Here is a 13,560-nt window from a genome sequence, read left to right as displayed (position 1 = left end):
CTCCGTAACTTGCTGCGCGTCAGACCACGACGGCCTTTTCGATCACGACGTCGTCGGCCGGCACGTCCTGGTGGAAACCGGCGTTGCCCGTCTTGACGCCCTTGATCTTGTCGACCACGTCCTGGCCTTCGACGACCTTGCCGAACACCGCGTAGCCCCAGCCCTGCGGCGTCGGCGACGAGTGGTTCAGGAAGTCGTTGTCGTTCACGTTGATGAAGAACTGGGCGGTTGCCGAGTGCGGATCGTTCGTGCGCGCCATCGCGACCGTGTAGTTGTCGTTCTTCAGGCCGTTGTTCGCTTCGTTGTCGATCGGCGCGTCGGTCGGCTTCTGCTTCAGGCCCGGCTCGAAGCCGCCGCCCTGGATCATGAAGCCTTTGATCACGCGATGGAACACGGTGCCGTCGTAGTGACCCTTCTTCACGTAGTTCAGGAAGTTCTCGACCGTCTTCGGTGCCTTCTCGGCGTCGAGCTCGAGCTTGATCACGCCGTGGTTCGTATGCAGTTCAACCATGATGAATTCCTTCGATGAGGCGGTTTAAATGGCACGCGGCCGGTCGTGCGACGCGGCCGCGTGAGTCGCCGGACGTGCCGGCAGGTTCTTACTTCGAGACGATGCTGGCCGATTCGATCAGGATCGGTTGCGCGGGCACGTCCTGCATCGGGCCGCGCGAGGTCGTCGCCACGCCTTCGATCTTCTTCACGACGTCGAGGCCCGACACGACCTTGCCGAACACCGCATAGCCGTTGCCGTCCGGGTTCGGGTAGTCGAGGCCGCTGTTGTCCACCGTATTGATGAAGAACTGTGCGGTGGCCGAGTTCGGGTCGCTGGTGCGCGCCATCGCGATCGTGCCCGTCAGGTTCTTCAGACCATTGCGGCTCTCCAGCGGAATCGGCGCGCGGGTCGGCTTTTCCTCGAAGTTGGTCTTGTAGCCGCCACCCTGGATCATGAAGCCCTTGATCACGCGATGGAAGATCGTGCCGTTGTACTGGCCGGCCTTCACGTAATCGAGGAAGTTGGCGACGGACTTCGGCGCCTTCTCCGGGTAGAGCTCGACGCGGATGTCGCCCTGCGAGGTCCTCAGCTGCACGACGGGGTGCGCGGTAGCCGATTGCGCGAACGCGGGCGCAGTCGCGAGAAGGGCGGCGCCGCCAAGCGCCAGCAACAGACGTTTCATTGCGATCCTCAGGTTGGGAGGGAAAGGGAGGCCGCGCCGCTTATTGCGACGGCGCGACGTACGGCGCCGCCAGTGCGCCCGACGGACCGCTGAACTGGAACGTCGGCGACATCGGCAGCGTGGTGGTGCTCACGTTCGCGGCCGCGCGGTCGGTGTAGTCGCGCGTCGCCGGCGCGGCCGAGCGGGCGTTCGGCGCAGCCTTCGGCGGCGACACGATCTTCTGCAGGTCGGCGAGGCGCTGGGCGGTCGCGCCGCTCGTGCGGCCGAGCGATTGCGCGCGCTTGTACGACTCGGCCGCGAGGCGCAGGTACAGGTCGCCGAGGTTTTCGTACGCGAGCGAGTAGCTCGGGTTCGATTGCGTCGCCGTGACGAGCGCGGTGCGCGCTTCGTCGTAGCGGCCGTGCTTCGCATAGAGCGCCGCGAGGTTGTTGTACGGCTCGGGCAGTTCGGGGTACGCCTGCGTGATCGCGACGAACTGCTGGATCGCGTCGTCGTCGCGGTTCAGGCGGGCCAGCACGGTGCCGCGCTTGAACTGCGCCTGCACGTCGTGCGGGTTCGACGCGATGCGTGCGTCGAGTTGCGCGAGTGCCTGCTTCCACTGCTTGCCGGCGATGGAAGCGTCGATTTCGGGGGTGCCGTCGGCGATGGCCGGGGCCTTCTGCGCATGCGCCGCGGGGGCCGCGAAAAGCGTCAGCGCGACGCCCATGACGGTGGTCGCAACGAGGGTCGCAGCGCTCTGCGCGCGGCCGCGATGAGGTTTCATAGGCGTAAATCGGAATGTTATACTCCGAGCCATTCTAACAAAACGTCTGTGCGTTCCGGCGAGCCGCAGACAGTCTTTCTTTGCCTCTCGTGGCCGTCACCGCTGTGCTTGCAGCCTGACCGCCCCATGTGATACGAGGACGCTCGGCCTGGCGCCGCAGCAGATGGTCCGTCCGTGTCGCATGCTGGGCGAGCTTCGCCAGGGCGGTTTCCTTCGGCTCACGGTTCATCTCTATGGAATCACTGCGCATCTACAACACGCTCGCGCGTGACAAGCAAGTCTTCGTGCCGCGCCATTCCGGCGAAGTGCGGATGTACGTATGCGGGATCACCGTCTACGACTATTGTCACGTGGGCCACGCGCGCATGCTGGTCGTGTTCGACCTCGTCCAGCGCTGGTTGCGTGCGATCGGTTATCGGGTCACGTATGTGCGCAACATCACCGACATCGACGACAAGATCATCCGCCGCGCGGTCGAGAACGGCGAGACGATCAAGTCGCTGACCGACCGGTTCATCGGCGCGATGCACGAGGATGAAAGCGCGCTCGGCATCCAGCGGCCCGACATCGAGCCGCGCGCGACGCAATTCATTCCGCAGATGCTCGGCATGATCGAGACGCTCGAATCGAACGGCTACGCGTATCAGGCGACCGACGGCGACGTCAATTACTCGGTGCGCAAGTTCGCGAACTACGGGAAGCTGTCGGGCAAGTCGCTCGACGATCTTCGCGCGGGCGAGCGTGTCGCCGCGAACGACGCGAAGGAAGATCCGCTCGATTTCGTGTTGTGGAAACGCGCGAAGCCGGAAGATCCGGAAGGCGCGTCGTGGGCGTCCAAGTACGGGATGGGCCGCCCGGGCTGGCACATTGAGTGCTCGGCGATGGGCTGCACGCTGCTCGGCGAGCATTTCGACATCCACGGCGGCGGGCAGGATCTGCAGTTCCCGCACCACGAGAACGAGATCGCGCAGAGCGAGGGTGCCACCGGCCAGACGTTCGTCAACTACTGGTTGCACAACGGCTTCGTGCAGGTCGACAACGAGAAGATGTCGAAATCGCTCGGCAACTTCTTCACGATCCGCGAAGTGCTCGAGCGGTACGACGCCGAGGTCATGCGCTTCTTCATCGTGCGCACGCACTATCGGTCGCCGCTCAACTACAGCGACGTGCATCTCGACGATGCGCGCGCGTCGCTCACGCGCCTGTACACCGCGCTGAAGGATGTCGAGGCCGATACGCTCGCGCTCGACTGGAACGAGCCGCACGCGCAGCGTTTCGCGGCCGCGATGAACGACGACTTCAACACGCCGGTCGCGGTGGCGACGCTGTTCGAGCTGGCGGGCGAGGTGAATCGTACGCGCGACGCGTCGCTTGCACGGCAACTGAAACAGCTGGCGGGCCTGCTTGGCCTGCTGGGCCGCGAACCGCGCACGTTCCTGCAGCAGGCGTCCGGCGCCGCGCAGGCGGGCGCGCTCGCGGCCGACGAGATCGAAGCGAAGATCGCCGCGCGCGTCGCGGCGAAGCAAGCGAAGGACTATGCCGAAGCGGACCGGATCCGGGCGGAACTGCTCGAGGCCGGTATCGCACTTGAAGACAAACCGGGCGGATCGACCGAATGGCGTCGCGTATGAGCGCGGTGCGTTCCACTGACCGATCCGTCAGGTAGGAGGCAAGATGGCAACGGCCAGAAAAGCGCCGGTCAGGCGCGCGACCCCGGTCGCCGCGCGTCCGGTAGCCAAGCGTGCGCCGGCGGCAAGGGCGGACGCGACGCGCGCCGTGCCGACCGGCGCGCTCAACGGTCATGCGCAGCCGGCGGCGACGCTGCCGGCCGCCGACGCGGCTCGCAAGACGCGCGTGTCCGACGCTGACGGCGCGGAGGTCGTCGTGCGTCCAGCGTACTGGGACAAGGCGTGCGCCGACCTCGTCAAGCGCGACCGGATCATGAAGAAACTGATTCCGAAGTTCGGTCCCGCGCATCTCGTGAAGCGTGGCGACCCGTTCGTCACGCTCGCGCGCTCGGTCGTCGGCCAGCAGATTTCGGTTCCGTCCGCGCAGTCGCTGTGGGCGCGCATCGAGGACGCCTGTCCGAAACTCGCGCCGCAACCGGTGATCCGGCTCGGCGCGGACAAGCTGATCGCGTGCGGGCTGTCGAAGCGCAAGACGGAATACATCCTCGATCTCGCCCAGCATTTCGTGTCGGGTGCGCTGCACGTCGACAAATGGACGTCGATGGACGACGAGGACGTGATCGCGGAACTCACGCAGATCCGCGGCATCAGCCGCTGGACGGCCGAGATGTTCCTGATCTTCAACCTGTCGCGGCCGGACGTGCTGCCGCTCGACGATCCTGGCCTGATCCGCGCGATCAGCGTCAATTACTTCAGCGGGGAACCCGTCACGCGCAGCGAGGCGCGCGAGGTCGCTGCCAACTGGGAACCGTGGCGCACCGTCGCGACCTGGTATATGTGGCGCAGCCTCGATGCGCCCGACGCCGACGCCTGAGCGGCGGCTATCGGATTTTAAACATCAATAGTTGAGAGCCGGTTTTGAGCGTCGCCCGCGCGGGTAGAATACGCGCTGCCGCAAGACCCAAGGATTCGAACACATGAAGACCACGTTTCTGGATTTCGAACAGCCGATCGCCGAACTCGAGGCCAAGATCGAAGAGCTGCGATTCGTGCAGGACGACTCGGCTGTCGATATTTCGGAAGAAATCGAGCGGCTGTCGAAGAAAAGCCAGCAACTGACGAAAGACCTCTACGCGAACCTGTCGCCGTGGCAGGTTTCGCAGATCGCGCGGCATCCGCAGCGTCCGTATACGCTCGACTACGTCGCGGAACTGTTTACCGATTTCCACGAGCTGCACGGCGATCGCGCGTTTGCGGACGATCTGTCGATCGTCGGCGGCCTCGCGCGCTTCGGCGGCCATCCGTGCATGGTGATCGGCCACCAGAAGGGCCGCGACACGAAGGAACGCGCGGCGCGCAACTTCGGGATGCCGCGTCCGGAAGGCTATCGGAAGGCCGAACGCCTGATGCGCCTCGCCGAGAAGTTCGGGCTGCCGATCTTCACGTTCGTCGACACGCCGGGCGCGTATCCGGGCATCGGCGCGGAAGAGCGCGGCCAGTCGGAGGCGATCGGCCGCAACCTGTACGTGATGGCCGAGCTGAAGACGCCGATCATCACGACGGTGATCGGTGAGGGCGGTTCGGGCGGCGCGCTTGCGATCGCCGTGGCCGACACCGTGATGATGCTGCAGTTCTCGACCTACTCGGTGATTTCTCCGGAAGGCTGCGCGTCGATCCTGTGGAAGAGCGCAGCGAAGGCGCCCGAAGCCGCGGAAGCGCTGGGCCTGACCGCACACCGCCTGAAGGCGCTCGGCCTGATCGACAAGATCATCAACGAGCCGCTTGGCGGCGCGCATCGCGATCCGAAGGGCATGGCTGCGCTGCTGCGTCGCGCGCTCGCCGATTCGCTGCGCCAGTTCCAGGGCATGAGCATCGATGCGGTGCGCGAGCGCCGTTTCGAGCGCCTGATGGCCTACGGCAAGTTCAAGGAAACCACGCCGGGCGCATGACCGGCCGCGTGTTCATTTCGCGCGCCGCTGCGCGCGCGTCCCTCTCGTGATCCCACCGACCGAATTCTCCGCCGACCGCGTCGTACTCGACGCGGTCGGCGTTGCGCTTTCCGGCATGCTGCCCGATGCGCGTATCGCGATCGCTTACAGCGGCGGCCTCGATTCGACGGTGCTGCTCGACGCGGCCGTCCGTGTCGCGGGTGTGTCGCGCTGTGTCGCGCTGCACGTGCATCACGGCCTGAGCGCGAACGCCGACGCGTGGGTCGCGCATGCCGAAGCGAGCGCGGCCCGGCTTGGCGTCGAATTCGAAGCGATGCGGGTCGACGTGCCGCGCGACAGCGGCCTCGGTATCGAGGCGAGTGCGCGCGAGCAGCGCTATGCGGCACTCGACGCGATGTGCGAACGCCACGGTGCGGCCACGCTGTGGCTGGCACAGCACGCGGACGACCAGGCCGAGACCGTGCTGCTGCAGCTGTTGCGTGGCGCGGGGATCGCGGGGCTCGCTGCGATGGCGCCGCGCTACCGGCCCGACGGCGTGAGTGTCGAGCGCGTGCGTCCGTTGCTGCGACTGTTGCGCGCGCAACTTGAGCGCTATGCGGCGCAGCACGCGCTCGCGTGGATCGACGACGAATCGAACGGCGATACGCGCTATGCACGCAATGCGCTGCGCATCGATGTGCTGCCGGCACTGGCCGTGCATTTCCCGGGCTTTCGCGATGCGCTCGGTCGCGCGGCCCAGCATGCGGCCGCCGCGCAGCGGCTGCTCGACGATCTGGCCGAACTGGATTTCGCCGTTGCCGCGCGCGATGACGGGCACGCGCTGTCGCGCGAGTCGCTGGTCGCGTTCGACGACACGCGCGGCGCGAACCTGCTGCGCTTCTGGATGCGCCGGCTCGGCTTGCCGGGCGCGTCGGCCGCCCGGCTCGCCAACATGATGCGGCAGTTGCGCGCCGCGCACGATGCCCATGCGCTGCGCGTCGATCACGCGGGGCAATGCCTGCGGCTCTACCGCGATGTCGTCTACTGGGAAGCGGGCGACAGCGCCGAACCGGCCGACGACGGCACGGGCACGCCGCACCCGGAAGCGACGCTCGCGTGGGACGGGCAGGAAGTCTGGCACCTGCCGGGATGGCGCGGCACGTTCGTGTTCGCGCCGGCCGACGCGGAAAGCGCCGGCGCGGTGCCGGAGGCGCTGCTGCGCGGCGCGCGGCTGGCCGTGCGCGCCCGGGCGGGCGGCGAGCGGATGCGCACGTCGCCGGGCGGGCCGGGCCGGACGCTGAAGAACCTGTTCCAGGAGCGCGGCGTGCCTGCCTGGCAGCGCGACGTGCCGCTGCTGTTCGCGGGCGACCGGCTGATTTACGTGCCGCGGCTCGGCGTGAACCGCGACGTCGGCATGTCCGACGGCGGACTGTCCGGCGATGGCGCGTGGCGCCGGATCGAATGGCGTCCCGACCTGCTGATCGCGTAACCGCGGGCCGGCTTTCGGCGGCGCGATGGCGTGCCCATTTTCACCATTTGGTAAACAGCGCCGGAACGGCCGCGGACACGGCGAGCGGCTTGTCAAGCGGGCTTCTATCGGGTACGCTCGGACGTTTGCTCGGCTCGATTTTTGAGCGATTTGTGCAGGTTTTCCGCGTGACGTACCCGGTTTGCGCGGCCTGATCGGCCTTCCGGGCAAAATCCGTCACGCTTGCGCGTTGCGTCCCAGCCGTCTCCCTCGTCGTCCGTCCACAGCCACAAGCCGCGTGACCGAACGGCACCGCGGCCTGCCCAGCGCGCCCGTGCGGTTTCTCCTCCAGTTCAGAACGACAATGGCACTCATCGTACACAAATACGGCGGCACTTCGATGGGCTCGGTCGAGCGCATCAAGAACGTCGCGAAACGCGTCGCAAAATGGCATCAGGCCGGGCACCAGATGGTGGTCGTGCCTTCGGCGATGTCCGGCGAAACCAACCGTCTGCTCGGTCTTGCGAAAGAGATTTCGAGCCAGCCGAGCCCGCGTGAGCTCGACATGATCGCGTCGACCGGCGAGCAGGTCAGCGTCGGCCTGCTGTCGATCGCGCTACAGGAAATCGGCGTCGAGGCCGTGAGCTATGCGGGCTGGCAAGTGCCGATCAAGACCGACAGCGCGTTCACGAAAGCGCGCATTCACTCGATCGACGACGAGCGCGTGAAGGCCGATCTGAACGCCGGCAAGGTCGTGATCATCACGGGCTTCCAGGGCGTCGATCCGGACGGTCACATCACGACGCTGGGCCGTGGCGGTTCGGACACGTCGGCGGTGGCGGTCGCGGCTGCACTGGGTGCCGAAGAGTGCCTGATCTATACGGACGTCGACGGCGTGTACACGACCGATCCGCGTGTCGTCGAAGAGGCGCGGCGCCTCGATCGCGTGACGTTCGAGGAGATGCTGGAAATGGCCAGCCTCGGCTCGAAGGTCCTGCAGATCCGCTCGGTCGAATTCGCCGGCAAATTCCAGGTGAAGACGCGCGTGCTGTCGAGCCTGACCGATCCGCTGATTGCGCTCGACGAAGAAATGCGCTCGGGCACCCTGATTACTTTTGAAGAAGACGAGACCATGGAAAAGGCAGTCATTTCCGGCATCGCGTTCCAGCGCGACGAAGCACGCATTGCTGTGATGGGCGTGCCCGACAAGCCGGGTATCGCGTATCAGATCCTCGGCCCGGTCGCCGATGCGAACGTCGACGTCGACATGATCATCCAGAACCAGAGCGTCGAAGGCAAGACGGACTTCACGTTCACGGTCGGCCGTGGCGATTACCAGAAGGCGATGGACATCCTCACCAACCAGGTGAAGGGCCATGTGAATGCCGAGCAGGTGCAGGGCGATCCGAAGGTGTCGAAGGTGTCGGTCGTCGGCGTCGGCATGCGTTCGCACGTGGGCGTCGCGAGCAAGATGTTCCGCACGCTGTCGGAAGAGGGCATCAACATCCAGATGATCTCGACGTCCGAAATCAAGATTTCGGTGCTGATCGACGAGAAATACATGGAGCTGGCCGTCCGCGCGCTGCACAAGGCGTTCGAACTCGACCAGGCATGATGAAATTTTCGTGATGCGATGACGAAATTGCATCACGGAAATTGACGCGCGGTTCGAAACCCTATACTATTTCGTTCTCGTCGCACTGCCTCCCTGGTGCGAGCGAAAGTTTGGGAGACGTGGCCGAGAGGTCGAAGGCACTCCCCTGCTAAGGGAGCATCTGGGCCAAAACCTGGATCGAGGGTTCGAATCCCTCCGTCTCCGCCAAAAGCGGTGACAAAGCCCCGCAAGTTCTCGGACTTGCGGGGCTTTTTCTTTTCCGCGGTAGCATGTGCCCCGCATTCGATGCTGCCGGATCGCGTTCGCGGGCGGCTCGGTCGGTGCAGCCGATCAAAGCAATGAATGCTCGACTTGGCGGGCGGTAATGCGCTACATATCACCTATCGTTTGGCACGACTCAAGGTGACGCTCTTGGCCAGCCCGCATTCCGTTCTGACTGTTCTTTCTCATCGCCCTGTCGACGGACTGGTCGATAACCACGAGCGTTATGCGCGGCTGCACGGCTACCGGCATGCGACGGTTGACGGCATGCACGTGTACGGCGAGCGCCAGCAGGTGCTGCACAAGTACCACACGATCATCGCGCAGCTCGTCGCGATGGAGCCGGGCGCATTGCTGCTCGTGCTCGATTCGTTCTCTGTCGTGTTTGATCCGCACGCGCTGCCCGATGTCGCGCACGGTTACGACGCAATCGTCACCACGCAGACGCCGAAGTCTGCACTGCCGGCCGCAAGCGGGATGATCTTCCGCAACGTACCCGACGTGCGCGAGCGGTTGCGCAAGCTGGTGGTCGAGCTGGGCAAGTGGGCGATGCGCCTTCCGGAGCGGCAGCATGTGTGCGAGGCGACGCTACTTGCGGAGTGCTTTCCGCCGCTGCCGTTCGACGTGCCGCTCGCGAACGGCCATTTCCCGTCGGTACAGACGATCTGGGGTGACGGGCTCGCGATCGACTCGATCGCTGGCGTGCGGCCGCTCGTCGCGCACAACGCGCCCGAATGGCGGCAGGTGGACGACGGGTGGGCGCCGGCAGCCGACTACGACTTCCGCTATGTGATCGCGCTCGTCGACGATGCCGAACGTTACCAGCGCGGCGATCGCACGCGTGCAATTGACGCCTGGCATGCCGCGCAGCGGCGCACGCGCGATGCGGAGCGGCACGTGAATCCTCACGCGCCGGTGGCGTTCGTGAGCCTGCATACATCGCATATCGCGGGCTACGGTGACCTGCACGAGGAGAACTTCGTGCGCTACTGCACGCGGCACGGCTACGCTTACCACTCCTATCGCGAAGCGCCCGCATTTCTGCCGGCCGGCATCAATGCGAACTGGGCGAAGCTGCACCTGATACGCGAACATCTGCCGCATCACGCGTTCGTGTTCTGGGTCGATGCGGACATCCTGGCGATCGACCAGAGCCAGGCCATCGACAGCACGATCGACGGCCGCGACTTCGTGATCGGCACCGATCACACGGCCTGGGCGATCAACTCTTGCATGATCGGCGTGCGTAACGTCGCGCCGATGCGCGAACTGGTCGAGCGCATTTGCGCGCGGATCGAGAGTTTCGGCGATCGTTCGTCGGTCTACGCGAGCGGCGGCGATCAGCAGGCGATCTATGTGGAGCTGCTGGAGTCCGGCATGATCGATGCGCGCCATATCGTCGATGCGATGACGCTCGCGTCATCGCCGGTTTATGCGACGCGCAACAGCCGTTTCGTCCATTTTCCGGCGCAACACAATCACTATCGCGCGGTGACGATGCGCGTCTGGGACCGGCTGAGTCACCAGCGCTAGCTGGACGGGAACAGGAACGATGCGATGCATGCCGCGACACGAAACAGTGGTGCGGGCATTCGCTCGATCCGCATCGGTCAAAGCTGATTGAAATAAAAATGAAAGTATCGTTGTAAGGTTAGAGGCGCCGGACGATTGCCGCCGCGCGTAGCCTCAACCAACATGCTCCGACCCTCCAGAACGATGCGCTCGCATCAAAATTGCGGCACTGCGTCGATTCACGCGGCGCGCGTCGTCGCGGAACACAAAAAATTACTCAATTAAATCATCGGCATGGCTCGACGCCAAAAAATCGATGCTCTGTTGCGCTGCAGAAAATAATCAATCGCTTTATGCTCGTTAACCCGATCGCGATTGAGCGGCATCAAGCTTCGTCATGATGCCTCTTTACATTTTCCCAACATCGATGATTCACGAAATCTACCTGACGATTTGATTTCGTTTCTTACGTTTCACCTGTCTCAAATGCAGTGTGCGACATCCTCAAGGCCTTGTTGAAATGCATGACTTTCCCTTCCTGAGCCTGGCCATCTGGGTTCCGATCCTGTTCGGCGTGTGCCTGCTGCGCGCCGGTTCCGATCAACATCCACGCCGTACTCGACTGATCGCGCTCGTCGGCGCGTTGGCCGGGTTTGCCGCCATCGTCCCGCTGGTCGCCGGTTTCGAGTCGCACTCGGCCGCGATGCAGTTCGTCGAAAGCCGTGACTGGCTGGCGGCGTTCAATTCCGGATGGCGGGTCGGCATCGACGGCGCCTCGCTGTGGCTCGTCGTGCTGACCGCATTCACGACGGTCGTGGTGGTGGTCGCGTCGTGGGAGTCGGTCACGGTGCGTGTCGCGCAGTACTACGCGTCGTTCCTGATCCTGTCGGGGCTGATGGTCGGCGTGTTCGTCGCACAGGACGGGCTGCTGTTCTTCATCTTCTTCGAAGCGACGCTGATCCCGCTTTACCTGCTGATCGGCACGTGGGGGCGGGAGCGTCGCGTGTACGCGGCCGTGAAGTTCTTCTTCATCTCGTTCGCCGGCTCGCTGCTATTGCTGATGGCGATGCTGTACCTGTACGCGCAGTCGCATACGTTCGACATGGCCGTGTGGCGCACGCTGCAGCTCGGCTTTGCGCCGCAGTTGCTGGTGTTCCTCGGCTTCTTCGCCGCGTTCGCGGTCAAGGTGCCGATGTGGCCGGTCCACACATGGTTGAGCGACGTCTACACGGACGGCCCGACGGGCGCCGCGTTGATGCTCGCGATGCTCAAGCTCGGCGGCTACGGGTTCCTGCGCTTCGCGCTGCCGATCACGCCCGACGCGAGCCACTTCTTCGCGCCGGCCGTGATCGCGCTGTCGTTGTTCGCGATCGTCTACGCGAGCCTGATCGCGCTCGCGCAGACCGATCTCGGCAAGCTGCTCGCGTATTCGACGGTCGCGCACATGGGGATCGTCACGCTCGGGCTGTTCCTGTTCAACCGGATCGGTATCGAAGGCGCGATCGTGCAGCTCGTGTCGTACGGGTTCGTCGCGGGCGCGATGCTGCTTTGCGTGAACGTGCTCGTCGATCGCACGAAGCAGCGCGAGATCGCGGCGTACGGCGGCGTGGCGGGCGTGATGCCGCGTTTCGCGACCTTCACGCTGCTGTTCGCGATGGCCAACGTCGGCCTGCCGGGCACGTCGGGGTTCGTCGGCGAGTTCATGGTCATCATGGGCGCGATCCGCTTCAACTTCTGGATCGGCGCCATCGCGGCGCTGACGCTGATCCTCAGCGCGTCGTACACGCTGTGGATGCTCAAGCGCGTCGTGTTCGGCAAGGTCTCGAGCGAGCGGATCGCGAAGCTCGCCGACCTGAATCGTCGCGAGATCGTGATGTTCGGGTCGCTCGCGCTGATCGTGCTGATGGTCGGCATCTATCCGAAGCCGTTCACCGACGCAATCGATCCGACCGTGACGCGGCTGATCGAAGACGCCAGCCGATCGAAAGTGCCGGCCGGGGACAGCCCCGTGCAGCCGCAGCCGTCTTACATGGCATCGTCGCACGACTGATCGCCCAGGCGTCGCGCACGGCGGGTGCATCGCACGACGATGCACCCGTTGCGCATGCATCGATCGTGGTCCGGCGCAGGGTTCGCCGGGCCGGCGTTCGGCTGCGTGAAATTGCCCCGCGACAATGTGTCTCACAGCAGATTTTGCAATGATGATTTGCCGCATCCGCCGGTTTTTCATCGCACTCGCGCGACGTATGATGCGGCCACTTTCGTGGATCGAATGCGCATCGGGCATACGCAAACGAATTCAATGACCCTCGGGCTGTGTGATGAAAAGAAGAGCTTCAAGAGGCTGGTCGGCGCTGATGTCAATCGGCGCGGCGCTAAGCCTGTCAGGCTGTAATTTAGATGTACTAAATCCGAAAGGAAGCGTGGGTGCTGCCGAAAAGGCGCTGATCGCGACGTCCACCTGGGCGATGCTGATCGTCGTCGTGCCGGTGATCCTGCTCACGCTGTGGTTTGCATGGCGTTATCGCGCGTCGAACCGCAACGCAACCTACGCGCCGAACTGGTCGCACTCGACCGCGATCGAAGTCGTGATCTGGACGGTGCCGACGCTGATCATCCTGTTCCTCGGCGTGCTCACGTGGAAGACCACGCACGAGCTCGACCCGTACAAGCCGCTCGAGTCGTCGGTGAAACCGATCGACGTCGAGGTCGTCGCGCTCGACTGGAAGTGGCTGTTCATCTATCCGGAACTCGGCATCGCGTCGGTGAACCAGCTCGCGATTCCGGTCGGCACGCCGGTGAACTTCCGCATCACGTCGGATTCGGTGATGAACTCGTTCTTCATCCCGCAGCTCGGCGGCCAGGTCTATGCGATGGCTGGCATGCAGACGCGCTTGCACCTGATCGCCGACGAACCCGGCGACTACGCGGGCACGTCCGCCAACTTCAGCGGCCGCGGCTTCTCCGACATGAAGTTCCGCACGCTCGCCGAGCCGCGCGAACAGTTCGACGCATGGGTGCAGAAGGTGAAGGCGTCGCCGGACCGGCTCGACGCGACCGTGTACGGCACCGTCGCGCAGCCGAGCGAGAAGGCGCCCGTGCGCTACTTCTCGTCGGTCGATCCGCGGCTCTTCCACAACATCATCGCGAAATACAACGATGGCCACGTCCTCGACCTGAAGGACGCCGCCTGCGGCACGAAGGGGTAAC

At 64.6% G+C, this 13,560-nt stretch carries 11 protein-coding genes and 1 tRNA gene; 9 read left to right on the top strand and 3 right to left on the bottom strand.

Translation table 11 applies throughout. The annotated features are described in order from the left end of the window. Positions 1-19 precede the first annotated feature (19 nt). From VL15_RS22910 to VL15_RS22900, 3 genes are all read right to left on the bottom strand, one after another. Entirely contained in the window at positions 20-511 is a 492-nt protein-coding gene (locus VL15_RS22910; protein ID WP_048248715.1) for a peptidylprolyl isomerase, read from the bottom strand. A gap of 88 nt (positions 512-599) precedes the next feature. Continuing rightward, the gene (locus VL15_RS22905; RefSeq protein ID WP_048248713.1) at positions 600-1,175 is read right to left on the bottom strand and encodes a peptidylprolyl isomerase; all 576 of its coding nucleotides are present in this window, start codon (positions 1,173-1,175) and stop codon (positions 600-602) included. 40 nt (positions 1,176-1,215) lie between these two features. Next, positions 1,216-1,938 (bottom strand): tetratricopeptide repeat protein, encoded by a 723-nt coding sequence (locus VL15_RS22900; RefSeq protein ID WP_048248711.1) that lies wholly within the window; start codon positions 1,936-1,938, stop codon positions 1,216-1,218. A gap of 233 nt (positions 1,939-2,171) precedes the next feature. Here VL15_RS22900 and cysS point away from each other — a divergent pair, with 233 nt between their 5' ends. The 9 genes from cysS (at position 2,172) to cyoA (ending at position 13,559) form a co-directional block, all read left to right on the top strand. Continuing rightward, positions 2,172-3,569: a cysteine--tRNA ligase gene (cysS, locus tag VL15_RS22895; protein WP_048248710.1), complete on the top strand. Its 1,398-nt coding sequence runs from the start codon at positions 2,172-2,174 to the stop codon at positions 3,567-3,569. Between the two features lie 43 nt (positions 3,570-3,612). Continuing rightward, positions 3,613-4,440 carry a DNA-3-methyladenine glycosylase family protein gene (locus VL15_RS22890; protein WP_048248709.1) on the top strand — a complete coding sequence of 276 codons (828 nt, stop codon included), beginning with the start codon at positions 3,613-3,615 and terminating at the stop codon, positions 4,438-4,440. Between the two features lie 103 nt (positions 4,441-4,543). After that, the gene (locus tag VL15_RS22885) at positions 4,544-5,515 is read left to right on the top strand and encodes an acetyl-CoA carboxylase carboxyltransferase subunit alpha (protein WP_048248707.1); all 972 of its coding nucleotides are present in this window, start codon (positions 4,544-4,546) and stop codon (positions 5,513-5,515) included. Between the two features lie 46 nt (positions 5,516-5,561). Next, a complete protein-coding gene (tilS, locus tag VL15_RS22880) occupies positions 5,562-6,983 on the top strand; it encodes a tRNA lysidine(34) synthetase TilS (protein WP_048248706.1) in 1,422 nt (473 codons plus the stop codon). 343 nt (positions 6,984-7,326) lie between these two features. Continuing rightward, positions 7,327-8,577 (top strand): aspartate kinase, encoded by a 1,251-nt coding sequence (locus VL15_RS22875; RefSeq protein WP_048248705.1) that lies wholly within the window; start codon positions 7,327-7,329, stop codon positions 8,575-8,577. Positions 8,578-8,690: 113 nt separating this feature from the next. Continuing rightward, positions 8,691-8,784 (top strand) — tRNA-Ser (locus VL15_RS22870). Positions 8,785-8,988: 204 nt separating this feature from the next. Next, the gene (locus VL15_RS22865; protein WP_329955962.1) at positions 8,989-10,371 is read left to right on the top strand and encodes a hypothetical protein; all 1,383 of its coding nucleotides are present in this window, start codon (positions 8,989-8,991) and stop codon (positions 10,369-10,371) included. A 499-nt stretch (positions 10,372-10,870) separates the two neighbouring features. Then, the gene (locus tag VL15_RS22860; RefSeq protein WP_048248701.1) at positions 10,871-12,400 is read left to right on the top strand and encodes a complex I subunit 4 family protein; all 1,530 of its coding nucleotides are present in this window, start codon (positions 10,871-10,873) and stop codon (positions 12,398-12,400) included. 271 nt (positions 12,401-12,671) lie between these two features. Continuing rightward, positions 12,672-13,559, top strand: a complete 888-nt coding sequence (gene cyoA, locus VL15_RS22850) for a ubiquinol oxidase subunit II (RefSeq protein ID WP_048248700.1) — start codon at positions 12,672-12,674, stop codon at positions 13,557-13,559. Position 13,560: the final 1 nt, after the last annotated feature.

Origin of the sequence: Burkholderia cepacia (assembly GCF_001039005.1) — a bacterium.
Lineage (GTDB): Bacteria > Pseudomonadota > Gammaproteobacteria > Burkholderiales > Burkholderiaceae > Burkholderia > Burkholderia theae.
Note: the sequence above shows the minus strand (reverse complement) of the source record. Positions and strands in the feature narration are given on the sequence as shown.

Coding starts and splice junctions, on each gene's coding strand:
- VL15_RS22905 (WP_048248713.1), bottom strand. CDS start 1,175: ATGAAACGTCTGTTGCTGGCGCTTGGCGGCGCCGCCCTTCTCGCGACT.
- cysS (WP_048248710.1), top strand. CDS start 2,172: ATGGAATCACTGCGCATCTACAACACGCTCGCGCGTGACAAGCAAGTC.
- VL15_RS22910 (WP_048248715.1), bottom strand. CDS start 511: ATGGTTGAACTGCATACGAACCACGGCGTGATCAAGCTCGAGCTCGAC.
- VL15_RS22860 (WP_048248701.1), top strand. CDS start 10,871: ATGCATGACTTTCCCTTCCTGAGCCTGGCCATCTGGGTTCCGATCCTG.
- VL15_RS22875 (WP_048248705.1), top strand. CDS start 7,327: ATGGCACTCATCGTACACAAATACGGCGGCACTTCGATGGGCTCGGTC.
- VL15_RS22885 (WP_048248707.1), top strand. CDS start 4,544: ATGAAGACCACGTTTCTGGATTTCGAACAGCCGATCGCCGAACTCGAG.
- cyoA (WP_048248700.1), top strand. CDS start 12,672: ATGAAAAGAAGAGCTTCAAGAGGCTGGTCGGCGCTGATGTCAATCGGC.
- VL15_RS22900 (WP_048248711.1), bottom strand. CDS start 1,938: ATGAAACCTCATCGCGGCCGCGCGCAGAGCGCTGCGACCCTCGTTGCG.
- VL15_RS22890 (WP_048248709.1), top strand. CDS start 3,613: ATGGCAACGGCCAGAAAAGCGCCGGTCAGGCGCGCGACCCCGGTCGCC.